The 24,567-nt window shown below is 67.2% G+C and carries 23 protein-coding genes; 11 read left to right on the top strand and 12 right to left on the bottom strand.

Annotated elements, in window-relative coordinates; translation table 11 throughout:
• The first annotated feature begins 45 nt into the window (after positions 1-45).
• Entirely contained in the window at positions 46-666 is a 621-nt protein-coding gene (pyrE, locus tag ACTIFF_RS05165; protein WP_439535871.1) for an orotate phosphoribosyltransferase, read from the top strand.
• Positions 667-668: 2 nt separating this feature from the next.
• Positions 669-1,289 (top strand): hypothetical protein, encoded by a 621-nt coding sequence (locus ACTIFF_RS05160; protein WP_439535870.1) that lies wholly within the window; start codon positions 669-671, stop codon positions 1,287-1,289.
• A 27-nt stretch (positions 1,290-1,316) separates the two neighbouring features.
• Here the strand turns inward: ACTIFF_RS05160 and ACTIFF_RS05155 are convergent, their stop codons facing one another.
• The 3 genes from ACTIFF_RS05155 to ACTIFF_RS05145 form a co-directional block, all read right to left on the bottom strand.
• Complete coding sequence (locus tag ACTIFF_RS05155; protein WP_439535869.1) at positions 1,317-2,828, bottom strand: YifB family Mg chelatase-like AAA ATPase; 1,512 nt, start codon at positions 2,826-2,828, stop codon at positions 1,317-1,319.
• A gap of 64 nt (positions 2,829-2,892) precedes the next feature.
• Positions 2,893-3,285 (bottom strand): RidA family protein, encoded by a 393-nt coding sequence (locus ACTIFF_RS05150; RefSeq protein WP_439535868.1) that lies wholly within the window; start codon positions 3,283-3,285, stop codon positions 2,893-2,895.
• A 28-nt stretch (positions 3,286-3,313) separates the two neighbouring features.
• Positions 3,314-3,682, bottom strand: coding sequence for a YidH family protein (locus tag ACTIFF_RS05145; RefSeq protein WP_439535867.1), 369 nt, complete (start codon positions 3,680-3,682; stop codon positions 3,314-3,316).
• A gap of 271 nt (positions 3,683-3,953) precedes the next feature.
• On the opposite strand from ACTIFF_RS05145, the gene ACTIFF_RS05140 reads away from it, so the two are divergent.
• Positions 3,954-5,081 carry an alanine--glyoxylate aminotransferase family protein gene (locus ACTIFF_RS05140; RefSeq protein ID WP_439535866.1) on the top strand — a complete coding sequence of 376 codons (1,128 nt, stop codon included), beginning with the start codon at positions 3,954-3,956 and terminating at the stop codon, positions 5,079-5,081.
• 70 nt (positions 5,082-5,151) lie between these two features.
• On the opposite strand, the gene ACTIFF_RS05135 is transcribed toward ACTIFF_RS05140, so the two are convergent.
• From ACTIFF_RS05135 to ACTIFF_RS05120, 4 genes are all read right to left on the bottom strand, one after another.
• Complete coding sequence (locus ACTIFF_RS05135; protein WP_439535865.1) at positions 5,152-7,278, bottom strand: TonB-dependent receptor; 2,127 nt, start codon at positions 7,276-7,278, stop codon at positions 5,152-5,154.
• A 150-nt stretch (positions 7,279-7,428) separates the two neighbouring features.
• Positions 7,429-7,929 (bottom strand): nickel-responsive transcriptional regulator NikR, encoded by a 501-nt coding sequence (gene nikR / locus ACTIFF_RS05130; protein WP_439535864.1) that lies wholly within the window; start codon positions 7,927-7,929, stop codon positions 7,429-7,431.
• An 81-nt stretch (positions 7,930-8,010) separates the two neighbouring features.
• The gene (gene hybE / locus ACTIFF_RS05125) at positions 8,011-8,514 is read right to left on the bottom strand and encodes a [NiFe]-hydrogenase assembly chaperone HybE (protein WP_439535863.1); all 504 of its coding nucleotides are present in this window, start codon (positions 8,512-8,514) and stop codon (positions 8,011-8,013) included.
• Between the two features lie 81 nt (positions 8,515-8,595).
• Complete coding sequence (locus ACTIFF_RS05120; protein WP_439535862.1) at positions 8,596-9,525, bottom strand: LysR family transcriptional regulator; 930 nt, start codon at positions 9,523-9,525, stop codon at positions 8,596-8,598.
• A 323-nt stretch (positions 9,526-9,848) separates the two neighbouring features.
• Here ACTIFF_RS05120 and ACTIFF_RS05115 point away from each other — a divergent pair, with 323 nt between their 5' ends.
• The 7 genes from ACTIFF_RS05115 to ACTIFF_RS05085 all read left to right on the top strand — a co-directional run bounded on the left by ACTIFF_RS05115 (position 9,849) and on the right by ACTIFF_RS05085 (position 16,562).
• Positions 9,849-11,315: a form I ribulose bisphosphate carboxylase large subunit gene (locus tag ACTIFF_RS05115; RefSeq protein WP_069038877.1), complete on the top strand. Its 1,467-nt coding sequence runs from the start codon at positions 9,849-9,851 to the stop codon at positions 11,313-11,315.
• Between the two features lie 176 nt (positions 11,316-11,491).
• On the top strand, positions 11,492-11,911 hold the full coding sequence (locus ACTIFF_RS05110) for a ribulose bisphosphate carboxylase small subunit (RefSeq protein ID WP_439535861.1): 420 nt from the start codon (positions 11,492-11,494) through the stop codon (positions 11,909-11,911).
• Between the two features lie 14 nt (positions 11,912-11,925).
• On the top strand, positions 11,926-12,828 hold the full coding sequence (cbbX, locus tag ACTIFF_RS05105; protein WP_439535860.1) for a CbbX protein: 903 nt from the start codon (positions 11,926-11,928) through the stop codon (positions 12,826-12,828).
• Position 12,829: 1 nt separating this feature from the next.
• Complete coding sequence (gene gph / locus ACTIFF_RS05100) at positions 12,830-13,525, top strand: phosphoglycolate phosphatase (protein WP_439535859.1); 696 nt, start codon at positions 12,830-12,832, stop codon at positions 13,523-13,525.
• Between the two features lie 130 nt (positions 13,526-13,655).
• Positions 13,656-14,750 (top strand): class 1 fructose-bisphosphatase, encoded by a 1,095-nt coding sequence (locus ACTIFF_RS05095; RefSeq protein ID WP_439535858.1) that lies wholly within the window; start codon positions 13,656-13,658, stop codon positions 14,748-14,750.
• A gap of 41 nt (positions 14,751-14,791) precedes the next feature.
• Complete coding sequence (locus ACTIFF_RS05090) at positions 14,792-15,670, top strand: phosphoribulokinase (protein WP_439535857.1); 879 nt, start codon at positions 14,792-14,794, stop codon at positions 15,668-15,670.
• Positions 15,671-15,722: 52 nt separating this feature from the next.
• Positions 15,723-16,562, top strand: a complete 840-nt coding sequence (locus ACTIFF_RS05085; protein WP_439535856.1) for an aldehyde dehydrogenase — start codon at positions 15,723-15,725, stop codon at positions 16,560-16,562.
• A gap of 50 nt (positions 16,563-16,612) precedes the next feature.
• On the opposite strand, the gene ACTIFF_RS05080 is transcribed toward ACTIFF_RS05085, so the two are convergent.
• From ACTIFF_RS05080 to ACTIFF_RS05060, 5 genes are all read right to left on the bottom strand, one after another.
• Entirely contained in the window at positions 16,613-17,380 is a 768-nt protein-coding gene (locus ACTIFF_RS05080) for an AraC family transcriptional regulator (RefSeq protein WP_439535855.1), read from the bottom strand.
• Between the two features lie 10 nt (positions 17,381-17,390).
• Positions 17,391-18,251: a DMT family transporter gene (locus ACTIFF_RS05075; RefSeq protein WP_439535854.1), complete on the bottom strand. Its 861-nt coding sequence runs from the start codon at positions 18,249-18,251 to the stop codon at positions 17,391-17,393.
• 323 nt (positions 18,252-18,574) lie between these two features.
• Positions 18,575-20,062 (bottom strand): acetamidase/formamidase family protein, encoded by a 1,488-nt coding sequence (locus ACTIFF_RS05070; RefSeq protein ID WP_439535853.1) that lies wholly within the window; start codon positions 20,060-20,062, stop codon positions 18,575-18,577.
• Positions 20,063-20,284: 222 nt separating this feature from the next.
• The gene (locus tag ACTIFF_RS05065; protein ID WP_439535852.1) at positions 20,285-21,319 is read right to left on the bottom strand and encodes an NADP-dependent oxidoreductase; all 1,035 of its coding nucleotides are present in this window, start codon (positions 21,317-21,319) and stop codon (positions 20,285-20,287) included.
• Positions 21,320-21,347: 28 nt separating this feature from the next.
• The gene (locus ACTIFF_RS05060; RefSeq protein WP_439535851.1) at positions 21,348-22,925 is read right to left on the bottom strand and encodes an oleate hydratase; all 1,578 of its coding nucleotides are present in this window, start codon (positions 22,923-22,925) and stop codon (positions 21,348-21,350) included.
• A gap of 251 nt (positions 22,926-23,176) precedes the next feature.
• Here ACTIFF_RS05060 and ACTIFF_RS05055 point away from each other — a divergent pair, with 251 nt between their 5' ends.
• Entirely contained in the window at positions 23,177-24,559 is a 1,383-nt protein-coding gene (locus ACTIFF_RS05055) for an NAD-dependent succinate-semialdehyde dehydrogenase (protein ID WP_439535850.1), read from the top strand.
• The last annotated feature ends 8 nt before the right edge of the window (positions 24,560-24,567 follow it).

Below are 24,567 nucleotides of genomic sequence, written 5' to 3'. Positions count from 1 at the left end.
TTATCCGATTCGTTGGGAAATTCCGTGGATTCTAGACGTTCATTCGTGCAGTTCGCCTGTGACACCGGCGTGCTGCGCTTCGGCCGCTTCACCACCAAGGCGGGCCGCCAGTCACCGTATTTTTTCAACGCCGGATTGTTCAACAGCGGCGCGTCGGTGCTAAAGCTTTCCGAGTTCTATGCCGAAACCATCCTGAACCGTGCGCCTGCGTTCGACATGCTGTTCGGCCCGGCCTACAAGGGCATCGTGCTGGCCGCCGGCGCGGCGATGCAGATGGCGCAGCGGGGTCGCGACGTGCCATTCGCGTTCAATCGCAAGGAAGCGAAGGACCATGGCGAGGGCGGCACGTTGATCGGCGCGCCACTCAAGGGTCGCGTGCTGATCATCGATGACGTGATCAGCGCCGGCACGTCGGTGCGCGAGTCGGTCGAACTGATCCGTGCCGCCGGCGCGACCCCGGCCGGCGTGGCCATCGCGCTCGACCGCATGGAGCGCGGCAGCGGCGCCTTGTCAGCGGTTCAGGAAGTGGAACGTTTGTATGGCATACCGGTGGTGGCCTGCGCCAGTCTCGATGATCTGGTGGGCTATCTGCAGCTCACCCCCGGCATGGAGAGCAATCTGGCGGCGGTACAGGCGTATCGCACGCAATACGGAGTCGGCACCTGAAGATGATCACCCTGGAACTGCGTCACCTGCTGCCCGGCCTGGCCCTGATCGGCCTGGTGCACGCGCCGCTCGCCGAAGCGCGCGTCTATTGCTGCAAGGACGCGCGTGGACATCAGGTATGCGGCGACGTGCTGCCGGAATCCTGTGCCGACCGCAGTTATCGCGAGCTGAACAAGCAGGGCGCGACCGTGAAGCAGGTCGATGCGCCGATCAGCGCCGAACAGCGCGCAAAGCGCGACGCCGAAGCACTGAAGGCCAGCGAGGACGATCGCGCGCGCCAGGAGCAGCGCCGGCGCGACGCCACGCTGCTCAACACCTATTCCAGCGAGCGCGACATCGACATGGCGCGCAAGCGCCGCGTGACCGACATTGAGGAACTGCTGACGCAGTTGCGCGACCAGGCGCAGACGCTGAAGCAGCGTCACGTCAAGCTGGAAGCCGACGCCGCGCGCTTCGCCGGCAAGCCGGTGCCGCCGGTCATCAAGGACCGGCTCGAAACCAACGCGCAGGACATGCGCCTGCTGGCCGACAACATCGCCTCGAAAGAGCGCGATCTGGTCGAGACGCAGCAGCGCTTCCAGGACGACCTCGTGCGCTTCCGGCAGCTGGGCGGCCAGCACTGAAGCCGCGGCCGCAGGCCTGTCGATACGTCATCGCAGGTCCTGACGTACCGGTGCGTCGAGCGCGCGCCGGTACTGGATGGCTTCGGCCACATGCGCCGGGGCGATGCAATCCATGTCCGCCAGATCGGCGATCGTCCGCGCCACCTTGAGACAACGGTGATAGGCGCGCGCCGACAGGTTGAGCGCCGTCATCGCCTGACCGAGCAGCGCACGCGCCGGATCGGTCAGCGCACAGTGCAGATCGATGTCAGCCGCCTCCAGTGACTGGTTCGGCCGTGCCTGACGCACCCGCTGCCGGCTGCGTGCCGCCAGCACCCGCGCACGCACCACCGACGTCGGCTCGCCCGCACCGGCGCGCAATTCATGCTCGGCCAGCGGTGCAACGGTCACCAGCAGGTCGATACGGTCGAGCAGCGGGCCCGACAGGCGGTGCCGGTAACGCGCCACCTGATCCGGTGTGCAGCGGCAGCGCGCCGACGGATGGCCGAGATAGCCGCACGGGCAGGGGTTCATCGCCGCGACCAGCTGGAAGCGCGCCGGAAACTGTGCCCGGTGGGCCGCGCGCGCAATCGTCACATGGCCGGTTTCCAGCGGCTCGCGCAGCGCTTCGAGCACGCGGCGGTCGAATTCGGGCAGTTCGTCGAGAAACAGCACGCCGTGGTGCGCCAGCGAAATCTCGCCCGGCCGCGGCACGGCACCGCCGCCCACCAGCGCAGCTGCGCTGGCCGAATGGTGCGGCGCACGGAACGGCCGGTGCGTCAGGCGGGCGGCATCGAACAGGCCGGCGCCGGACAGCACGGCCGCTGTTTCCAGCGCCTCGGCTTCTTCAAGATCCGGCAGCAGGCCAGGCAGACGCGCCGCCAGCATCGATTTGCCGGTGCCGGGCGGTCCGCTCAGCAACAGAGAATGACCGCCCGCAGCAGCGATTTCCAGCGCACGGCGGGCCTGCAGCTGGCCTCGCACATCGGCCAGATCCGGCCAGACCGGTGCTGCGCGCTGCGAGGGCGCCTTCGCGCGGGGCAGCGCCTCGCGACCGCACAGGTGGGCGCACACGTCGAGCAGCGAGCGGGCGGCGCGCACATCGATGCCGGCGACCATCACCGCCTCGGCTGCCGATTCCGCCGGCAGCACGAAACAGCGACCGGCGTCGCGCGCGCCCAGGGCCATCGGCAGCGCCCCGCGCACCGGGCGCAGCGCGCCGGTCAAAGACAGCTCGCCGGCAAACTCATGATGGTCGAGCGTGGGCGCGGCGAGCGCACCGGACGCGATCAGAATGCCGAGCGCGATCGGCAGGTCGAATCGACCGGATTCCTTCGGCAGATCGGCCGGTGCCAGATTGACGGTGATGCGCCGGGCCGGAAACTCGAAGCCGGAACTCAGGATGGCTGCGCGCACGCGGTCGCGCGCTTCGCGCACTTCCGCATCGGGCAGGCCGACCAGCGAAAACGCGGGCAAACCGTTGGCGACGTGCACTTCGACCGCGACCTCCGGTGCGTGCAGGCCGGCCAGCGCGCGGCTGCGCAGGATGGCGAGTGACATGTGATCGTCATGGTATGCGATGGGCGCAGTCTAGCGCACACCCTGCCTCACCATGCCATGGGAATCAGTCGGTCGTTGTACTGCGGCGCCGGGCGGTCACTTCGATCTCGATCTTCATGCGCGGGTCGGCCAGGCCGGCGGACAGCATGGTGGCCGCCGGCCGCACGTCGCCGAAGTGCTTGCGCAGCACCGGCCAGCACTGCGGAAACGACGTCGCATCGGGCACGATGTAGGTCACGCGGACGACGTCCGCCAGCGTCGCACCGGCCTGTGCCAGCGCGGCTTCGATATTGCGGAAGCACTGTGCGGTCTGCGCGACGAGATCGTCGGCGATCGTCATGGTCGAATAGTCGAAGCCGGTGGTGCCGGACACGAAGATCCAGTCGCCGTCGACCACGGCGCGCGAGTAGGCCGCCTGCGCCTCGAAGGTGGAACCCGAATCGATCCGTCGACGCATCATGATCTCTCCCGCTCAGGCAGGGCGCTCAGGCCGCCCGGTACAGCATGACCGCCAGCCCGGCCGCCAGTGCCGCCACAACCATATTCACCCAGGCGCCCCAGCGCGCGCCATAGCCGGGTGGAAATTCGGCCGGTGTCAGCGTGCGGAGCAGGCGCAGGTACTGCCGCGACGACCACCCGGCCACCCATGCGCCGAGCACGATGAACGCCAGCCCGAACCACAGCGACGCGCCGGACAGGCCGGCCCCCTGCTGTGCCGGCGACACCAGCCGGATCAGGATGCCGGCGCGTTCGACGACGAAGCCGAAGGCGATCAGCGCCAGACTGGTGCGGTTCCACGCCAGCAGCGTCCGCTCGGCGGCAAACAGCACACGCGGGTCCTTCAGGTCAGACACGATGGTGGGTCCTCACGGGTGGTGACGCGGCATGCGCGCACGGTGCATGCCAGACCGGACGTTAGCAGACCCGACGAACGCTGCCCTGACGGGTTGCGCGGGCCGATCGAGCGAACCGGCGCGCGGTGATTTAGAATCGCGGGCCTTCGAGTACGCACGGCCCGGCCACCCGCCGACCGACGACCCGTCGAATCGTCACAGGCACTGCCCTGCCGCCGCCACGAGCGACGGCGCGGTCCTGTCACACCACCTCATCTATCCGGAGAACACCGTGCCCAGCCTGTTGCCCAATGTCGACCCCCAGGGGCTGCTCGAATATTCGGTCGTGTACACCGACCGCGCGCTGAACCACATGTCGCAGTCCTTCCAGGGCGTCATGAAGGACATTTCGCGCGTGCTCAAGCAGGTCTACAACGCGAAATCGGCGGTCGTCGTGCCGGGCAGCGGTACCTTCGGCATGGAAGCGGTGGCGCGCCAGTTCGCCACCGACAAGAAGGTGATGGTGATCCGCAATGGCTGGTTCAGCTTCCGCTGGACACAGATTTTCGACATGGGCCGCATCCCGTCCGAGTCCGTCGTACTGAAGGCGCGCCAGCCGGTGCCCGGGTCGCAGAAGGCGTTCGCGCCGCCGCCGATCAGTGAAGTGGTCGCCGCCATTCTCGAACACAAACCGGCCGTGGTATTCGCACCGCAGGTCGAAACGTCGGCCGGCCTGCAGCTGCCGGATGACTATCTGCGCGAAGTCGCCGCCGCGGTTCGCGAGGTCGATGGCCTGTTCGTGCTGGACGCCATCGCCGCCGGCACGCTGTGGGTGGACATGGGCGCACTGGGCATCGACGTCGTCGTCAGCGCGCCGCAGAAGGGCTGGAGCGGTTCGCCGTGCGCCGGCCTGGTCATGCTGGGCGAGCGCGCCCGCGCACGCATCGATTCGACCACCAGCACCAGCTACGCCGCCGACCTGAAGAAGTGGCTGCAGATCATGGAAACCTATGAAGGCGGCGGGCATGCCTATCACGCCACGCTGCCGACCGACGGTCTGACGCAGCTGCGCAAGGTCATGCTGGAAACCGAAAGCTTCGGTTTCGACAAGGTGAAAGCCAACCAGATCGAGCTGGGCCGCCAGATCCGTGCACTGATGGAAGCGCGCGGCTTCGAAAGCGTGGCCGCCGAAGGTTTCAAGGCGCCGTGCGTCGTGGTCAGCTACACCAGCGATCCGGATATGCAGAACGGCAAGAAGTTCATGGCGCAGGGTCTGCAGATCGCCGCCGGCGTGCCGCTGCAGGTCGATGAACCGGCCGACTTCCGCAGCTTCCGCATCGGCCTGTTCGGTCTGGACAAGCTGCAGAACGTCGAACGCACGGTGCAGAACTTCAAGGCGGCGCTGGACAGGATCGAGTAGTTCCCGCCGACTCGTCCGTCGGACACCGCTTCGGTTCGCCGTCCGACGGGTCGGCCAGTCACGCACTCCGTCAGAAGCGGGCGCTCAACGTGAGGCGCAGGCTGCGCGGCTCGACCGGATGGAAGTGGCGGTCGTCGACACCGCCAGCCGCCTCGCCGCGCAGGCGCGAGGTGTAGAAGTACTCGATGTCGTTGTCGCCGCTGTCGAACAGGTTGAACACGTCGAGCATCAGCCGCAGGTCGCGGCTGAGGCGGTGACCGACGCGTAGGTACGCCAGCGTGGTCGAGCCCGAACGGACCGAATTGTCTTCGACCAGCGGACGCGGGCCGACGTGGCGAAGTTGCAGGTGACCGAACCAGCCGCGGACCAGCGGGTTGTCGTCGGTCAGGCTGAGGCCGGCGGCGACCACGCGGTCGACCGCGCCCGGCACATGATTGCCGGCTGGATCGTCCTCCGTGAAGCGGGCGCGCGACGCGGCGATGTCGAGGTCGAACAGCAGCCACGGACGCATCGTCCAGCGGTTGTTCCATTCGATGCCGCTGCGCCGGCTGGCGCGGTTGGGCTCGGTTTCCCCGGCGTCGCCGACGAACAGCAGTTCCGAATCCAGCTTCAGCGTCCACACGGCCAGCGAGCTCTGCAGGCCGGGCACGAACTCGGTGCGCACGCCGACTTCGCTGCCTTTGCTACGCACCAGCGCGTCCACCGGATCGGCCGGCAGCCCGCCCCGGGCGGTGACGCGTGCCGTGGTGCCGCGGGCGTCGTTGCTGTGGAAGCCATGGCCGTAGTTCACGAAGTACTCGGTGCGCGCCCACGGCCCGAAGATGAACGACAGCTTGGGCGAGGCGATGTGGTCGTTCGCGTCGCCGCTGTTGGCGGCGATCGAACTTGCGACGTCGAAGTCGTGGTGGTCGAGCCGCAGCCCGGCCAGGCTGCGCAGCCAGGGCGTCCATTGCACGCTGTTTTCGCCGTACAGGCCGACACTGGTCTGGCGTACGTCGCTCTGCTGGGTGACGCCGGTGGTGCGGCGGGCGACCGTGGTGTAGAGCCCGACCGGGCTCAGGCGGTCGTGCCGCATCTGCACGCCCAGCGTGTGGGTCATCGGCCGGCCGGCGAGCTGGCCGTCCCAGCTGCGGCTCATCGCCATGCCGAGCACGGTTCGCCGTTCGGACTGACGGAACTGGTCGCCGTCAGCCGGGTTGTCGAGGAAGTAGGTGAAGTTGGACCACAGGTCCAGTTCGGACTGGATGGCGTAGGCGTTGAAGCGGAAGGCGCCGTCGTCCCAGGCGCGCTGGTGGTCGACCGACAGGCTGTAGCGCTGGGTCTTGCCGCCGTCGGTCGGGTCCACCGTGCCGTAGCGGCCGATCCGGCCGGACTGCACGGCGCGCAGCGGAATCTGGTCGGTCGAGTCCCAGCGCGCGGTGTACGCCATCGCGGTGACCGAGGTGCGGTCCGCGCCCTCGCCCAGCGTGTAGCGCAGCACGCCGTTGATGCGGCGGAAGTCTTCCGGATTGTCCCAGGGGCCGTCGCTGCGCGAGGTCTCCAGCGCGTAGAGCAGCGTGCCGGCGCCGAGCGCGTGCGAGTTCATCAGCAGACCGCGCCGGTGACCATCCTGGCCGATCGTCACTTCGGCGGTGCCGTAATCGAGGCGATCGACCAGCCGCAGCCGTGCCGAACCGGCCGACGCGAAGTCGCCCTCTTCGGCGTAGTACGGGCCCTTGCGGTAGTCGATGCGGCCGACCAGCTCCGGGATCAGCCAGTTCAGATCGGTGTAGCCGTGGCCGTGCGCGTGCGTCGGCATGTTGGCGGGCATGCCATCGATATAGGTGGCAAAGTCGGTACCGTGGTCGAGGTTGAAGCCGCGCAGGAAGTACTGGTTCGCCTTGCCGCCACCGCTATGCTGCGTGACGATGACGCCGGGCACGAATTCCAGCACCTCGGCCGGACGCAGCGTCGGCCGGTTCTCGATCAGCCGCGCGGTGACGCGGCCTTGGCTGGCCGCGTCCGAAGTGCCGACCGCATTGTCGTAGTGGCCCTCGACCGTCACCGTGTCGAGGTGGTGAGCGGACGGCGCCGCTTCGTGCGCCAGCGCGGTGCCCCATGCCCCGATGACGGGCACGCACAGCAGCGGCAGAAATCCCTGCACGGTCGCCGACGGCGCCCGCAACACCTTCCCGGAGAAGTCTTTTTTCCCGTTCATCTTTTTGTATGAAGATTTTGAGCAGTCTTCATACGCGAGAAACGTGCCAGTCACGGCATCGCGCCTGGCCAGCGTTTCACCGAGACAGCCGGAGGCGGAGCGGGTCAGTGCGCTGCCATTCCGATCGATGCGGCGGCAGCGGTGCTTGCGTCAGGTGCTGGGCTTGATGTGCACGTGGCCCTGCCCGCCGCGTTCGTGCCGCCGTGTGTAGCGGTGCCCGCCCGGCCCCGTGTGGTGGTGGCCGGCATCCAGTTCGACGCTGATCAGGTTGATCTTGCCGTGATGCACGCCGCGCTCTGCGCACACCGCGTCGGCGAACTGCCGCACCGCGGCGATCTCGCCCTTCAGGATGACGGTTTCAAGGCAGTAGTCGTGGTCGAGGTGGGCGTGCATCGACGACACCGTGAGGTCGTGGTGCGCATGCTGCAGGCTGATGATGCGTTCAGCCAGATCGCGTTCGTGGTGGTTGAACACGTACGACAGGCAGGCCACACAGTGCGTCGCGCTGCCGGTCTGCTGCGCCGTGCGGTCGAGTTCGGCACGAAACAGGTCGCGCACCGCCTCCGAGCGGTTGCCGTAGCCGCGCTGCGCGATCCAGTCGTCGAACTGGGCCGCCAGCTGGTCGTCGAGGGATATGGTGAAGCGCTGCATGTCATGACTCCGCTGACTTCATGTTGATCGATCCGCCCTGCCCGGCCGGGCGCGCGACCCGCTGAACGCCGCTGCGCGACATCACGGCGTGCCGCGCCGTCCGAACAGGAAGCCACGGCGCGCCGGGCGGGCCGGCAGTTCCGTCGGCCCCCTGGCCACTTCGGGCACGGGCTCCCGCAGCCTCGCCAGCACCGCCTCTGCCGTGGCAACGGCCGTCTCGTGGGAGGTGAACTCGAACATCAACGAAAACAGTGGACAGGTGTCGAAGGTCCCGATGGCGGCCTCGTGCGCGCCGGAGAAATCGAACTGCTCGCGCCCGAGCGCCAGCCGGCGGGTGAGGCCGACGCGGCCTGGATTGTCCTCGCGCGCCAGCGGCATACGCACCAGGTTCATGCACCATGGCGTCACCAGCACGCCGCTGGCCGCGGCCGGCAGATCAAGCTCCGGGGGGCACAGCTCGAACCCGACCGCCTCGACGCGCAACGCCGCGTTCGCCATCGGCGACCCGGCCATGCGGCCGTCGGCGATCTGTCGAAACAGCACCGCAAGGGCGCCAATACGGTAGACAAGCATCGGGTCGGTCATGTCATCAGGCTCAAGTCCCGCGCGCTGACCACGGGTTGTCCAGGCGGCCGAAGTGCGCCGACCGCCACGTGGCGATCCGCGTCAGACCGGCGCGCGCAGCAGCTGGTCCTGCACGTGCTTCTGGCCGTGTTCGATCAGGAACTGTTCGAAGGCAGCGGCCACCGGTGCGAGCGTGCGTGCGGCCAGATGGATGACGAACCACTCGCGCTCGATTGGGTTGCGTTCGACCGGCAGCAGCGCCAGTTCGCCCGATGCCAGTTCGTGCCGGCAAATGTGCTGCGACATGAAGGCGAGACCGAACCCGGCGGCGCACATCTGCTTGATCGCCTCGTTGCTCGACAGCTCGGAACCGACGCGCAGATTCAGCTCGGCGTCGCGGAACAGCTGTTCCAGCGTGGTGCGCGTACCCGAACCGCGTTCGCGCACCAGCAGGTCTTCCTGCGCCAGATCGCGCAGCAGCAGCGGGCCGCGCGACATCAGAGGATGCGACGGCGCGGCGATGAAGGCCATCGTGTGGCGCGCAAACGGCGTGGCCTGGGTTTTCAGCTCCTTGGGCGCGCGGCCCATGATGACCAGATCGACCTCGTGGCTCGACAGCAGGCGCACGATTTCATCGCGGTTGCCCACCTTGAGCTTCACTTCGACGTTCGGATTGTCGCGCGCGAACACGACCAGCATGCGCGGCACCAGATATTCGGCGGTGGTCACCACGCCGATGCGCAGCCGGCGCGACACGACGCCGCGGTGCGCAGCCATTTCGTCGCCCACCTCGCGCCACAGTTCGAGGATGCGTCCGGCGTAGTCGGCCATCACCTCGCCGGCCGTCGTCAGCCGGATGCCGCGTCCTTCGCGTTCGATCAGCGGCGTGCCGGCCGACTCCTCAAGCAGCTTGAGCTGGATCGACACCGCCGGTTGCGTCAGATTGATTTCACTGGCCGCACGCGACACGCTGCCCAGTCGGGCGACTGCGTGCAGTGCGGAAAGCTGGCGAAGCGTGGCGTTCTTGAGCATGTACACACTCCCGGACAGGGGATCACAGACACCCGACCTTCACAGGCAGCGCGGCACCGACCGGCGGATACGTCGCGCTGCAGCACTTTGCCAGAATTCCATCAAATCAAGACCTCTTGCACAGCACGCCGGCCTCAGCGCCGATGAACTGCTGCGCTGCGACATTCTGCTGCACCTTCGGTCCATAAGCGTAACTTAATATCAAAAGGAAAAAAACAAACTTTTCTTATCCATAAGTTCTCCTTATCGTCGGCGCCTCGGATCGAGCTTGCAGCACACAAACGACCGGCAGGGCGCCGGAACGAATCATCAGGGAGGAAGACATGGGCGACATGAACACCCCGACGCAGATCACCGACGCGAAGAAGCGTTATTCGGCCGGCGTCCTGAAATACGCACAGATGGGGTACTGGGACAGCGACTACGAGCCGAAGGCGACCGACATCCTCGCGCTGTTCCGCATCACGCCGCAGGACGGCGTCGATCCGATCGAAGCCGCCGCCGCGGTGGCAGGCGAATCGAGCACCGCGACCTGGACCGTCGTGTGGACCGACCGCCTGACCGCCTGCGACATGTACCGCGCCAAGGCCTATCGCGTCGATCCGGTACCCAACACGCCGGGTCAGTTCTTCGCCTACGTCGCCTACGACCTGAGCCTGTTCGAGGAAGGTTCGATCACCAACGTCGCCGCATCGATCATCGGCAACGTGTTCAGCTTCAAGCCGCTGAAGGCGGCGCGGCTGGAAGACATGAAGTTTCCGGTCGCCTACGTGAAAACCTTCGCCGGCCCGCCGACCGGCATCATCGTGGAGCGCGAGCGGCTGGACAAATTCGGCCGCCCGCTGCTCGGCGCGACCACCAAGCCCAAGCTCGGCCTGAGTGGCCGCAACTACGGCCGCGTGGTGTATGAGGGCCTGAAGGGCGGGCTGGATTTCATGAAGGACGACGAGAACATCAACTCGCAGCCCTTCATGCACTGGCGCGACCGCTTCCTGTTCGTCATGGACGCGGTCAACAAGGCCAGCGCCGCGACCGGCGAGGTCAAGGGCAGCTACCTGAACGTCACCGCCGGCACGATGGAAGAAATGTACCGGCGCGCCGACTTCGCGAAGGATCTGGGCTCGGTCATCGTCATGGTCGATCTGGTGGTCGGCTACACCGCGATCCAGTCGCTGTCGCACTGGTGCCGGCAGAACGACATGATCCTGCACCTGCACCGCGCCGGCCACGGCACCTACACGCGGCAGAAGAACCACGGCGTGAGCTTCCGCGTCATCGCCAAGTGGATGCGCATGGCCGGGGTCGACCACATCCACGCCGGCACCGCGGTGGGCAAGCTGGAAGGCGACCCGATGACGGTGCAGGGCTATTACAACGTGTGCCGCGACACGCACACCGAAGTCGACCTGCAGCGCGGCATCTACTTCGACCAGGACTGGGGCGCACTGAAGAAGGTGATGCCGGTCGCGTCCGGCGGCATCCATGCGGGCCAGATGCACCAGCTGATCGACCTGTTCGGCGACGACGTGGTGCTGCAGTTCGGCGGCGGCACCATCGGCCACCCGCAGGGCATCCAGGCCGGTGCCACGGCCAATCGCGTGGCGCTGGAAGCCATGGTGCTGGCGCGCAACGAAGGCCGGAACATCGCCGAAGAAGGCCCGCAGATCCTGCGCGACGCCGCGAAGTGGTGTTCGCCCCTGGCCGCCGCTCTCGATACCTGGGGCGACATCACCTTCAACTATGCGTCGACCGACACCTCGGACTACGCGCCGACGCCGTCGGTGGCGTGACGCCCGTAGGAGCGGGCCCTGCCCGCGATCCGGTCTCCATCGACGCGCCGGCGGTCATTCGAGGCCGCCATCGCGGGCACGGCCCGCTCCTACGAAGAACGTCGCGATCGACGCGCTTCTCCCCTCTCCCGCATCAGCGGGAGAGGGAATGATGAAACCGTATCAAGGAGAACACCATGCGCATCACCCAGGGCACCTTTTCCTACCTGCCGGACCTGACCGATTCCCAGATTGCGGCGCAGATCGACTACTGCCTGGACCAGGGCTGGGCGGTCGGCATCGAGTACACCGATGACCCGCACCCGCGCAACACCTTCTGGGAAATGTATGGCAACCCGATGTTCGACATCCGCGACTCGGCCGCCATCCTGATCGAGGTGAACGCCTGCCGCGCCACCTTTCCGCAGTACTACATCCGGGTCACCGCGTTCGACTCGACGCACGGCACCGAATCGGTCGTGCTGTCCTTCATCGTGAACCGGCCCGATGCCGAACCCGGCTTCCGCCTGATCCGCACCGAAGAGCCGGGCCGCACCGTGCGCTACAGCATCGAAAGCTATGCCGTGCAGGCGCGTCCGGAAGGCGCGCGTTACTGAAGGAGGTTTGCCTCATGGACGCCGTCACCGCCCCCCCGACCGGCATCGCATCGCCGCGTTCGATGTTTGCATCGTCAGGCGTGCAGGCGCTGCTCGACCAGCTCGATGACGAGCTGATCGGTCTCGCGCCGGTCAAGAGCCGCATCCGCGACATCGCGGCGCTGCTGCTGATCGACCGGCTGCGCGCCGAACAGGGCCTGCAGTCGAAGCCGCCATCGCTGCACATGTGCTTCACCGGCAACCCGGGCACCGGCAAGACCACGGTCGCGCTGCGCATGGCCGAGGTGCTGAAGCAGCTCGGCTATGTGCGCAAGGGCCACATGGTGGCGGTGACGCGCGACGATCTGGTCGGCCAGTTCATCGGCCACACCGCGCCCAAGACGAAGGAAATCATCAAGAAGGCGATGGGCGGCGTGCTGTTCATCGACGAGGCCTACTACCTGTACCGGCCGGAGAACGAACGCGATTACGGGCAGGAAGCGATCGAAATCCTGCTGCAGGTGATGGAGAACCACCGCGACGACCTGGTGGTGATCCTGGCCGGCTACCGCGACCGCATGGACACCTTCTTTTCCAGCAACCCCGGCATGGCGTCGCGCATCGCGCACCACATCGATTTCCCGGACTACGACCAGGACGAATTGATGCGCATCGCCCAGCTGATGCTGCGCAACCTGAACTACCGCTTCGACGACACCGCCGAATCGGCGTTCGAACGCTACCTGGGCCTGCGCCGCCAGCAGCCGCACTTCGCCAACGCGCGCTCGGTGCGCAACGCGCTCGACCGCATCCGGCTGCGCCACGCCACCCGGCTGTTCGCCACCGACACGGCGCCGACGCGCGATGCGCTGTGCACGCTGTACGCCGAAGACGTGCTGGCCAGTCGCGTGTTTTCGATGAACCGACAAGACAGCTGACATGAACCCCGACACCCTGAACCACATCCGCGCGATCGCCTTCGACCTCGACGGCACGCTGGTCGACAGCGCACCCGACATCTGCGCCGCGCTCAATGCCGGCCTGACCCAGGCCGGCCTGGCGAGCGCCGATCTCGACACCGCACGGGGCTGGATCGGCGGCGGCCCGGATCTGCTGATCCGCCGTGCGCTGGCGCATTTCGGCATCGCCGACAGTGACGGCGCACTGCAGGCGCAGCTGCGCCAGTCCTTCGACGACGCCACGCTGGCCGCACCGCTCAAGTACGGCCATGTGTATGACGGCATCGCCGACATGGTCGAAGGGCTGTACGGCGTGTTTCCGCTCGCCGTGGTCACCAACAAGCCGACCCTGCTGGCGCGCGCTGTGCTCGGGGCGGCCGGCCTGCTGCCTTTCATGGCGTCGGTGCATGGCGGTGACCGGGCGGAAGAGCTGAAGCCGTCGCCGGCGCCGCTGCTGGCCGCGGCGCAGCGGTTGCACGTTGCGCCGCACGAGCTGCTGATGGTGGGCGACAGTTCGGCCGATCTGCTGGCGGCGCGCGCCGCCGGCTGCCCGGTGGTGCTGGTGGGCTGGGGCTATGGCGCACATTCGCTGCCCGAAGGCATCGAGCCCTGGCATGTCGCATCGCCCGCGCAACTGCTGCAGGAAATGGTGTCGCGCTGCGCCGAACCGCGTTAGCGCGACCGGGATGGAGAGGGAAGAGCAGGCAGCACCCCGGCCGGACCGCGCCCGCAGAGGCGCGGCCGGACAACCGGGCATAAAAATGACCTGTGCAACGACCTGAGCAATGATCTGAGGGGAGACCGAAATGCCGACAGGCGGACGCAGCACGTTGATCCAGTTCCTGATCGAGGAGCGGCGCCGGCACCCGGGCGCCACCGGCGACCTGAACGGCCTGATTGCCGACGTCGCGCTCGCCTGCAAGGCGATCTCGCGCAAGGTGGCGTTCGGCGGTCTGGCCGACGTGCTGGGCGACCACGACAAGAGCGGCTCGGGTCGCGCGATCAACGTACAGGGCGAAACGCAGAAGACGCTCGACGTGCTGAGCAACAACATCTTCCTGCGCGCCAACGAATGGGGCGGCCATGTCGCCGCCATGGCGTCGGAAGAGCTGGACGACATCCACCTGCTGCCGGGCCACTATCCGCGCGGCAAGTACCTGCTGGCATTCGACCCGCTCGATGGCTCGTCGAACATCGACGTGAACGTGTCGGTCGGCAGCATCTTTTCGATCACCCGTGCCGTGCGACCGGGCGAAGACGCGACCGGCGCCGACTTCCTGCAGCCGGGCACGCAGCAGGTGTGCGCCGGTTACGCCATCTACGGCCCGTCCACCATGCTCGTGCTGACGCTGGGCAACGGCACGCACGCCTTCACGCTCGACCCGGTGCTCGGCGAATGGGTGCTCAGCCACGCCAATCTGAAGGTGCCGCGCAGCACACGCGAATTCGCCATCAACGCGTCGAACAGCCGCTTCTGGGAACCCGCGGTGCGCCGCTATGTCGATGAGTGTCTGGCTGGAAAAACAGGTCCGCGCGGCGAGGATTTCAACATGCGCTGGATCGCCTCGCTGGTGGCCGAAACGCATCGCATCCTGATGCGCGGCGGCGTGTTCATGTATCCGCGCGACACCAAAGACCCGTCGAAACCGGGCCGGCTGCGCCTGCTGTACGAGGCGAATCCGGTGTCCTTCCTGATCGAGCAGGCGGGTGGCATGGCGAGCACCGGGCACAGCAGGCTGATGGAGGTGCAGCCGACGTCGCTGCACCAGCGCATTGCGTTCGTCTTCGGCTCGGCCGAGGAAGTGACCCGAATCGAGGCGTATCACCGCGAGCCGCAACCGGACACCTATGAGTCGCCGCTGTTCGGGCGGCGCGGCCTGTTCGCCGGTCAGAACGGCTGAGCGGTACGCACGGAACAGAATCCAGTCATCACGAGGTTGCCATGTCAGTCAGACACCCCATCGTTGCGATCACCGGCTCGTCCGGCGCCGGCACCACATCGGTCACCCGAACTTTCGAGAGCATCTTCCGCCGCGAAGGCGTGGCCGCGGCCGTGATCGAGGGCGACAGCTTCCACCGCTACGACCGCGCCGAAATGAAGCGTGCCGCCGCCGAAATCGATCCGAAGGAAAAACCGCACTTCAGCCATTTCGGCGAAGAAGCCAATCTGTTCGACGAGCTCGAAACGCTGTTCCGCACCTATTCGGAAACCGGTACCGGACGCAGCCGCAAATACCTGCACAACGACGAAGAGGCCGCCCCCTGGGACCAGCCGGCCGGCACCTTCACGCCCTGGGCGGACCTGCCGCCGAGCGAACTGCTGTTCTACGAAGGCCTGCACGGCGGCGTGAAGACCGACACCATCGACGTGTCGCGCTACCCCGACCTGCTGATCGGCGTGGTGCCGGTCATCAATCTGGAATGGATACAGAAGATTCACCGCGACCGCAGCACGCGCGGCTACTCGACCGCCGCGGTGACCGACGTCATCCTCGGCCGCATGCACGACTACGTGCATTACATCTGCCCGCAGTTCACGCGCACCCACATCAACTTCCAGCGCGTGCCGGTGGTCGACACCAGCGACCCCTTCATCGCGCGCACCATTCCGACCGCCGACGAAAGCCTGGTGGTGATCCGCTTCTCCAATCCGCGCGGCTTCGATTTTCCCTACCTGCTGAGCATGCTGCATGACTCCTTCATGTCGCGTGCCAACACGCTGGTGGTGCCGGGCGGCAAGATGGAACTGGCGATGCAGCTCATCTTCACGCCGATGATCCTGCGCCTGCTGGAACGGCGCAGGCAGCAGCGGGCGGCATGAACGGCATGGTGACCCACCCGAACAGGCGGCGACGAATGCCGCCGCAGCGGACATGGTGAGGCGGATCGCCATCGACGGCTGCGGAGGCACCGCGCGCAACGCGCGCGCGGCGATCGGCGCGCACGCGGCTTTCTGCGCCAACGGCGGGCTGGAACTGGTCAGCGTGGCGGCACGCGACGATGCCCCCGGCGATGCCACGCCGGCCTGGGGCAAACATGGTGTCGACATCGTGCTCGATTGTTCGGGCGGCGATCCGCGGCGGCACCTCGCGGCGGGCGCGACCAAGGTGCTGTGCGGCGCACCCGCCGGCGGCTTCGCCTTCGACGGCATGGTGGTGTTCGGCGTGAACCACATGCGGATCGACGGCTCGCACCGCCTGCTGCACGGCGCGTCCAGCGCCACCCACGGCATCGCGCCGGTGGCGCGCCTGCTGCATTACGCGCTGGGCATCGAGCACGCGGTCATCACGCCGATGCTCGACGTGCAGCACTGCGCCGGTGTCGCCTGCGAGCGCGAAGGCAATGTGGCCGCGCAGCTGCAGCAGGTGCTGCCCCGCCTGCCGGGCGCGCTCGACGAAACACCGCCGGTGCATGTGCCGGACTGCGATCTGGTGCTGCTCGGCATGGTGTTCGTCGCCTCGCGCGACACCAGCGTGGAAGAGGTGAATGCGCTGATCCAGTGCGCCAGCTTCGGCGCCTACGGCGAACTGCTGCGGTACTGCGACGGCCCGGACGCCGGCACAGCGGCCGCGAACGACATGCACTCCTGCCTGTTCCAGGCGGCGCTGACCCAGGTGTCGGGCCGCGTCGTCAAGGTATGCGCGGGCTACCGCAGCGAACTGGGCTACGCGTGCCGGCTGGTCGACACACTGGAAGTGATGGCGCGCGTGTGACCCTGCCCGGCTCGCGGCGCAGGCCGTGTTCGGCCCGGTGCCGGATGTGCTCAGCAACCCGTGCGTGCGCAGGCCACCCGTCGCCAATGACCGGGCGGCAGGCCGAAGCGCTGCGTGAAGCGGCGAGTGAACGTGCTCTGGTCGGCGAAACCGGTGTCGAGCGCGATGTCGCCGAGCGCACGTGACCTGTCGTCGAGCAGGGCGAGCGCGGCGTCCAGACGCAAGCGGGTCAGGTAACGATGCGGAGCTTCGCCGAAGGCATCGACGAAAAGATCGTGAAAGCGGCGCGGACCGTAGCCGAAGCGGGCCGCCAGATCCTTCAGCGGCGGTGCGTCGCCGGCGTGGCGGCGCAACCAGGCGTCGACGCGTGCGACCGGAAAACGGGGCGCGTCGTCGTTCGCCGGGGCGACGTGCAGGCAGTGCGCCAGGTCATCGGCAAAGCGGGTGGCCAGCAGCCAGTGACGCGGCCGCGATACGCGCTCGCCGGCCAGGCCGAGCAGCGGCTGCACGCGCCGGCGCAGGGGCGCGTCGATGACGAAGGCGCGCGGACGCCGGAACAGCGAGGCGGGCAAGGCGACCGACGCCGCCGGCAGGTCGACCACCAGCTGGCGGTTTGCGGCGTCCAGCCCGCGGTAGTCGTGCCGGGTGCCGGCCGGGATCAGCAGGCCGGCGCCGGCATCGACCCGGTGCAGATGGCTCTCGAGCTCCAGTTCGGTACCGCCGTCGCCGCCCAGCACGACCTGGTGGAAATCGTGCGCGTGTCCGGCCGGTTCGGCCGCGTAGCAGCGGGTATCGACGTTGGGATCGGTGGCATGCATGACAAGGCCTTCAGCGACGCCGGCACAGTAGCACGCCACCCAGTGCCAGCGCGAAACCCGCCATCTGCAGGGGCGCCAGCCGCTCGCCGAACAGCAGGGCGGCCTGCACCGCGGCCAGCGGCGGGGCCAGCAGCACCAGCACGCTTACCTTTGCGGCCGAACCCCGGCGCACCATCCACACCAGCAGCGTGCTGCCGATGGCCGACAGGCCGAACACTGCCCACGCCAGTGCCGCCCACAGTGCCGGGCCCGGCACCCACAACGACTCGCCGAGCGCCAGCGCGACGGTCAGACAGACCAGCGCGCCACCGGCATTCTGGATCGCACTTGAACTGAACAGGTCGGCGGCGGCGATCGAGCTTTTCTGCACCAGCGTGCCGGCGGTGATGCCGGCCACGGCGACCAGCGCCACACCGACCACCAGCGGCGACAACGCCTCCGGGCCCACGCTGGCCAGCCGCGGCGCCAGCACCAGCACGACCCCCAGCGCGCCGGCCAGCAGACCGGCCCAGAAATGGCGGCCCGGCGGTTCGTTGAACAGGCGCTGCGCGATCAGGGCGGTGAACATCGGCTGCAGCGTGGCCAGCAGCGCCATCACCGCCGGCGACAGCCCGTGCGCCACCGCCCAGTAGCCGCCACCCATATAGACGCCCTGCAGCAGCGCACCGGCCAGCAGGTGCTTGGGCCACTGGCTGCGCGCCGGCCAGGCGACACGCAGCGCGCCGGCGATGGCGGCGTACATCAGCGTGGTCAAGGTGAAACGGGCGAGCAGGAACAGCGCCGGATCGGCCACGCCGTCGATCGCCCGCGCAACGATGAAGCCGGTGGACCAGACGACTACGAACAGGGCAGGGGCGACGACGGCGAGCACGACACGGGACCTGGAATGAAGGGGCTGCCAGTCTGCACGGCCACTGCAGCGAAGTCTTGTCGAAAACTGCAATCGCTGCCTGCGGCTTGCGCGTCACCCGACAGCGTCTGGGTGTCTGCGCCGGGCACGGTGAGAGGGGGAGGGGCGGATGGGGGTGCTTGAACTTTGGAGCTGGACCTGTGGGAGCGGCGGCCCCGCCGCGATCAGTGCCGCGATGGTCGCATTGCAGAGTGCGTATCGCGGCGAGGCCGCCGCTCCCACAGAACCGCCGCCGCTCCCGCAAGGGGCACCCGCGGGGGCCGATCGCGGCAGGCGGCGGTACGCTACAGGCTGCCGCCGGAGAACAGCGCCTTCCTGATCACCGCGTGTACGCCCCAGTTGCCATCCACCACCTGGGTTACGGCGAAGTCGACGCCGACCGACAGCAGCGAAATCGCTTCGTCCTCGGTGAGCTTCTGCGTGTCCATCAGGAAGGCGCGGCTCTTGCGGAAGGCGTCCTTCAGTGCGAGGTCGACCGACGATTTGGCGTAGATGTCGCTCTGCGCCTTGTCGCCCAGTTCGGCCAGGTAGTTGGCGAAGCTGAAGCCGTGGATCACCCATTCGTCAGGTGTTTCGAGCAGCGGGTAGGCGAGCTTTTCGAGTGCGGTGCCGGCGAGGTCGGCCTTCTTGTGCAGGATGAACTGGAAGGTGCCGGTCAGCGAACATTCGATGGCCGTGCCGCACAGTTCGGAGTCGCCCTGGCCCGCATGCGGGTCGCCGACCGAAAACAATGCGCCCTTGACCGCGACCGGGTAGTACATCGTTGCGCCCTTGCCGATGCGCCAGTTGTCGATGTTGCCGCCGGTATAGCTGGGCGGGATGGAATCGACCATGTCGGCTTCCTTCGGCGCCACGCCGGTCACGCCGAAGTGCGGCCGCGTCGGCACGCGCACGTTCTTCAGCACGCCGTGATTTTCCTTGACCGTCGAGTGGTCGACGATCACGCCCGGGTAGTCGATCGTCTTGTGCACCACGCCGAACGGGTCGGTCTGCGGCGTCCACTGGAAGTTGTACACCGCCTGCGCCCAGTTCTTCTCGCTGCTGGCGTCGATCTCGTAGATCGTGATGACTTCGCGTTCCTTCGGCTCGGTGATCAGTTCCTTGAAGTGGAAGCCCCACCAGGCCGCGGCATTGACGCCGAAGCTCTTGCCCTTGTACTTCGGGTTGGCGCTCGGCCGGGGCGTGACGTCGACGATGCGCACCTCAAGCACGTCACCCTCTTCCGCGCCCTTCACGCACACCGGACCGGTGCATATATGTACACCGAGACCTTCGCCGGCGCCGCGCCCGAACAGGCTGGCGTCCATCGGCCCGGCACCGCGGCGGATGACGCCCTTCTTTTTCTTGTCCCAGTAGAAAACGCTTTCCGCGCCCGGGTCACCCTTGATCATGCGGTCAAAATCGTCGCCCGCGTGGTGGGTCAGCGTTTCGATGGTGACGAAATCACCCGGCTCGACCGTCACCTGCGGCTTCAGCGACTTGCTGAAGTAGCCCCAGTGCACCGTGTCGGCGCTGGCCGCGATGTAATAGTGATTGACCGCCTTCATCGTGCCGGTGGCCGCGTCCTTGGCCATCGCCGAGCCGACCCAGCCGGCGCTCAGCGTGCCGAAGCCGGCCGCCAGCGAACCCTTCAGCAAGCCGCGCCGCGACGGATCCGGCGGCGCCGGCGTATCGAGCGCCGCCTCGCCGTTGCCGTCGACCTGTACCGTCAGGCGACCTTTTGCATCACAGAAACTGCAGTGCTGATGTGCGGGATGAGTACAGCTCGACATGCGGACGCTCCTTCTTGACAGTGGGGGATGTGCAGCACCGCGTGTTGCAGTGCATCAACCGTGCCAGAGGGAAAATCCTTATGAATCAATGGGTACGTGTGTGAAATTTGCCCGCTTGCGGTGCGTTGCGCACTGCAACAGGGCTCGCTGCGGCGAGCATCGACCCGAAGCCTTCGATCCGGCGGTCGATGCCACGAACGTCATCGGCCCTGGCCGCAGCGCTCAGTCGTCGGCCAGCCGTATGACCAGCTTGCCGAAATTCCTGCCTTCGAGCTGGCCGATGAACGCCGCGGGGGCGTTCTCCAGACCGACGACGATGTCTTCGCGCGCCTTGATCCGGCCCTCGTTCACCCACGCGCCCATCGCGTCCGCGAACTCGTTCCAGCGTGGCCCGTAGTCGTCGAAGATGATGAATCCCTGCATGCGGATGCGCTTGCGCAGCAGGGTGCCCATCAGCAGTCCGAGCCGGTCGGGGCCGGGCGGCAGGCCGGTGGCGTTGTACGCCGAAATGAGCCCGCACACCGGAATGCGCGCCCTGGTGTTGAGCAGCGGCAGCACGGCATCGAACACCGGCCCGCCCACGCTTTCGAAGTACACGTCGATGCCTTTCGGGCAGGCGGCGGCGAGGCGACCGGGCAGGTCGTCGGCGCGGTGATCGAGGCAGACGTCGAAGCCCAGTTCGTCGACCACGTAGCGGCACTTGTCCTCGCCGCCGGCGATGCCCACCACGGTGCACCCCTTGATCTTCGCGATCTGTCCGACGACCGAGCCGACGGCCCCGCTGGCCGCGGCGACGACGACCGTTTCCCGGGGGACCGGGCGACCGATGTCGAGCAGCCCCATGTAGGCGGTGAAGCCGGGCATGCCGAGCACGCCCAGGGCGCGCGACGGATGCGTCTCGTCGGCGGGCAGCGGTGTCAGGCCCTGGCCATCCGACAGCGCGTAGTCCTGCCAGCCGCTGGCGCCCAGCACCCACGCGCCGGGCTTGAAATCGTCGTGACGCGACGCCTCGACGCGCGAAACGGTGGCACCGACCATGACGTCGCCGATCGCCAAAGGTGGCGCGTACGACGGTCCGTCGCTCATCCGGCCACGCATATAGGGGTCGAGCGACAGGAATACGGTGCGCAACAGCAGCTGGCCCGCTTCGGGCGTCGGCAGCGGACCGCTTTCGAGCCGGAAGTCTTCGGCGGTCGGTGTGCCGCGCGGCCGGGCGTTCAGAACGATGCGTCGATTGACGGTCTTGCCTTGCGACATGGCGCGTGTCCTTTCGGGGTTGATCGGCTTACTTCAGCGCCTTGACCAGTGCGTTGAACTGCACGTGGAGCGATTTGTCATGCGGCGTCACCGGCGGAATCGGCTTCACGATGTCGAGCAACTGGTACACCACCATCTGCGCTACCCGCACCGAAAACTCCACCGTGAACACGGTATCCAGCGGGATGTCCACGAACTGGCTGATGAAGGCGAAATTCTTCGTGTCGGGCGGCACCGGCAGCGGGCGGTCGCCGGGCGCGCGCGGCATGAACATGCTGGTGATGTAGGGCATGCGGCAGGGGATGCAGTTGGCGGTGTCCATCGTTTCCAGGTCGAAGCGCAGATGGCCGCACAGCTCCTGCAGCAGCTCGGCGCCGGTGCAGTCGGCCATCGCCTTGGCGACGAAGTTGCCGATGCGGTCGGGGAACAGCCCGTAGCCCCAGAACACCTGCACGTCGGCCGGCTGGTTGGCGAAGTGCGGCTGGTGCGCCAGCACGATGGACATCAGCCAGTTCGAATCCTTGAACGTCACCAGACCGCCGGTGCCGGCCTCGTTGCCGCTGAAGCGCTGCATCAGGTCGAAGAAGGCCGGGTCTTTCAGCGTGACGGTGAACGACGCCCAGTCGGATTGCGCGACGCAGCTGTTGAACGCCGCCGGGTTGCCGAACGACGGCCGCTCTTGGGCGAGCGTTTCCCACAAGGTCCAGCTGCCGTTGCGCGCCTTCTTCAGTTTGGCCGGTGCCGCACGCATCGAGCCCAGGCTGGAGGCATCGGTCATCGAACCGTTCTGCAAGAAGGTCAGATCGCCGTCGTCAAGCGAAAGGGTCTGTGCCTCTCCCTTCACGGTGCACTGAATTGCGCTCGCTTCGAACGGGCCGTCGGGTGTCCGCTGTTCGAGCCCGGTGACGGTGCAGTCATTGATCAGGCGCACGCCCTGCGCTTCGAGCCAGCGCTGCAGCGGCACCACCAGCGAGTCGTACTGGTTCAGCACGGTGCGCTTGACGCCGGCCAGCGTTTCGATGCGCGAGAACTCCAACATGAAGCGGTGCAGGTAGCGCCTGAACTCGACCGCGCTGTGCCAGGGCTGGAAGGCGAAGGTGGTGACCCACATGAACCAGAACTCGGTCTCGAAGAAGGCGGGTGACAGGTGGTCGGTGATGCAGCTCGAGCCGAGCGACGCTTCGTCGGCATTGGCGAGCTTGAGCAGTTCCACCCGGTCGTGCATCGAAAAGCCCATGGAGGCCACCGGCACCCGGGCGCGGCGGCTGTCGACCAGGCGCGCCATCGCGTTGGATACGTGCTCTTCGTTGAATTCCAGCGTTTCCTCGAACACGCTGAGACCGGGTCGTGCGAGCGACGGAATGGACTTGAACAGCGCCCAGGTGCACTCGTAGTTGTCGGTGGTGAGCATGCGGCCGCCGCGCATCGAATAGCCGCGATCGGCATCGCCCGCGCCGTCGAGGCTGCCACCCATCACCGGGCCGGCTTCGAGGATGGAAATCTGGCTGCCGGGCATGCCGCCGTCACGGATCAGGAAAGCGGCGGCGGCCAGCGAGCCGATGCCGCCACCGACGAAGAAGGCCTTGCGTGTCGACGTCGTGGTCATGGATTTCTCATAGTCCGTCGGTTGCCTAGATGGCCGGGCTTTGACGTTATGCGACACGCCTATCGGGGTCTGTACGGTGGGCAACATGCCGGCGCGCCGAAGCATTGCGTACGCCATCGAACAGACCCGGAAAGCGGGGCCGTTCAGCCTGCGAGGTCCATCCCGCCCTCCGGCTGCCGAGGCGTGTCGCGCGCGACACGACGATCCCGCTCCGGCGTCCCGATCCACGCACCCCGAAGGACACCCTCCCCATGGCCTACCAAAGCATCAACCCCAATGACGGCAAGCTGCTCAAGAGCTTCGAGCACATGAGCAGCGGGCAACTCGACACCGCACTGGCGACGGCAGAATCCTGCTTCCAGGTGTGGAAGCACACCGGCTTTGCCGAGCGTGCAGCCATCGTGAACAAGGCGGCGACGCTGCTGCGCGCCCATGTCGATGACTTCGCGCGGCTGGCCACGCTGGAGATGGGCAAGCGCATCGATGAAGCGCGCGGCGAGGTCAGATTCAGCGGTGACATCCTGGCCTACTACGCCGAGCACGCGGAATCCTTCCTGGCGCCGGTCACGCTGCACCCGAAGGTGGGTGAAGCGCACATGGAAAACTCGCCGATCGGTGTGCTGTTCTGCGTGGAGCCGTGGAACTTCCCGTTCTACCAGCTCGCCCGCGTGGCCGGTGCGCAGTTGATGGCCGGCAATGTGCTGGTCGTGAAACATGCCGGCAGCGTGCCGCAATGCGCCATCGCGTTCGAGAAGCTGCTGCTCGACGCCGGCGCACCGGTCGGCGCCTACACGAATCTGCTCATTTCCTACGAACAGTCCGACCGCGTGATCGACGACCCGCGCATCAAGGGTGTGGCACTGACCGGCAGCGTGCCGGCGGGGCGCGCCGTGGCCGCCCGCGCCGGCAAGAACCTGAAGAAATCGACCATGGAGCTGGGCGGCAGCGACCCCTTCATCGTGCTCGACGATGCCAACCTGGACCACACCATTCAGTGGGCCGTCTGGGGCCGCATGTACAACACCGGCCAGACCTGCTGCGCCGCCAAGCGCTTCATCGTGCAGGAGGCCGTCGCCGACCGCTTCATGGCCGGATTCAAAGCGGCACTGGAAGTCCTCAGGCCGGGCGACCCGATGGACGAGCGCACGACGCTCGGTCCGCTGTCCTCGGAAGCGGCGCTGGTGCAACTGCTGGCGCAGGTCGATGCCGCCGTCAAGGACGGCGCCACGCTGCTGCTGGGCGGCGCGCGTCTGGACCGCCCCGGCGCGTTCATGCAGCCCACGATCCTGACCGACATCGCGCCCGGCAACCGGGCGTTCCGGGACGAGTTCTTCGGCCCGGTGGTGTCGTTCTACCGCGTGAAGGATGAAGACGACGCCATCGCGCTGGCCAACGATTCCGACTTCGGCCTCGGCGGCTCGGTGTGGACGCGGGACGAAGCCCGCGGCCGACGTGTGGCCAGCCGCGTCGACACCGGCATGATGTTCATCAACAACCTCGACTGGAGCGATGCCGAACTGCCGTTCGGCGGCATCAAGCACTCGGGCTATGGCCGCGAACTCGGCGACCTGGGCATCCAGGAATTCGTCAACAAGAAGCTGGTGCGCAGCGGGCACACCGCCGCGCCCGTCTGATCACGCCC

Origin of the sequence: Methyloversatilis sp., assembly GCF_051861465.1 — a bacterium.
In the GTDB taxonomy this organism is placed as follows: domain Bacteria; phylum Pseudomonadota; class Gammaproteobacteria; order Burkholderiales; family Rhodocyclaceae; genus Methyloversatilis.
The sequence above is the reverse complement of the archived record's forward strand: the minus strand, read 5'-3'. Positions and strand labels throughout refer to the sequence as shown.

Bases quoted from the DNA above. Each gene is read 5' to 3' on its own strand.
- ACTIFF_RS05060 (WP_439535851.1), bottom strand. From the start codon at position 22,925: ATGACCACGACGTCGACACGCAAGGCCTTCTTCGTCGGTGGCGGCATC.
- ACTIFF_RS05065 (WP_439535852.1), bottom strand. From the start codon at position 21,319: ATGTCGCAAGGCAAGACCGTCAATCGACGCATCGTTCTGAACGCCCGG.
- ACTIFF_RS05085 (WP_439535856.1), top strand. From the start codon at position 15,723: ATGGTGAGGCGGATCGCCATCGACGGCTGCGGAGGCACCGCGCGCAAC.
- ACTIFF_RS05070 (WP_439535853.1), bottom strand. From the start codon at position 20,062: ATGTCGAGCTGTACTCATCCCGCACATCAGCACTGCAGTTTCTGTGAT.
- ACTIFF_RS05115 (WP_069038877.1), top strand. From the start codon at position 9,849: ATGGGCGACATGAACACCCCGACGCAGATCACCGACGCGAAGAAGCGT.
- ACTIFF_RS05055 (WP_439535850.1), top strand. From the start codon at position 23,177: ATGGCCTACCAAAGCATCAACCCCAATGACGGCAAGCTGCTCAAGAGC.
- ACTIFF_RS05155 (WP_439535869.1), bottom strand. From the start codon at position 2,828: ATGTCACTCGCCATCCTGCGCAGCCGCGCGCTGGCCGGCCTGCACGCA.
- ACTIFF_RS05110 (WP_439535861.1), top strand. From the start codon at position 11,492: ATGCGCATCACCCAGGGCACCTTTTCCTACCTGCCGGACCTGACCGAT.
- hybE (WP_439535863.1), bottom strand. From the start codon at position 8,514: ATGACCGACCCGATGCTTGTCTACCGTATTGGCGCCCTTGCGGTGCTG.
- ACTIFF_RS05080 (WP_439535855.1), bottom strand. From the start codon at position 17,380: ATGCATGCCACCGATCCCAACGTCGATACCCGCTGCTACGCGGCCGAA.
- cbbX (WP_439535860.1), top strand. From the start codon at position 11,926: ATGGACGCCGTCACCGCCCCCCCGACCGGCATCGCATCGCCGCGTTCG.
- ACTIFF_RS05160 (WP_439535870.1), top strand. From the start codon at position 669: ATGATCACCCTGGAACTGCGTCACCTGCTGCCCGGCCTGGCCCTGATC.
- ACTIFF_RS05120 (WP_439535862.1), bottom strand. From the start codon at position 9,525: ATGCTCAAGAACGCCACGCTTCGCCAGCTTTCCGCACTGCACGCAGTC.
- ACTIFF_RS05090 (WP_439535857.1), top strand. From the start codon at position 14,792: ATGTCAGTCAGACACCCCATCGTTGCGATCACCGGCTCGTCCGGCGCC.
- ACTIFF_RS05095 (WP_439535858.1), top strand. From the start codon at position 13,656: ATGCCGACAGGCGGACGCAGCACGTTGATCCAGTTCCTGATCGAGGAG.
- ACTIFF_RS05150 (WP_439535868.1), bottom strand. From the start codon at position 3,285: ATGCGTCGACGGATCGATTCGGGTTCCACCTTCGAGGCGCAGGCGGCC.
- gph (WP_439535859.1), top strand. From the start codon at position 12,830: ATGAACCCCGACACCCTGAACCACATCCGCGCGATCGCCTTCGACCTC.
- nikR (WP_439535864.1), bottom strand. From the start codon at position 7,929: ATGCAGCGCTTCACCATATCCCTCGACGACCAGCTGGCGGCCCAGTTC.
- ACTIFF_RS05135 (WP_439535865.1), bottom strand. From the start codon at position 7,278: ATGAACGGGAAAAAAGACTTCTCCGGGAAGGTGTTGCGGGCGCCGTCG.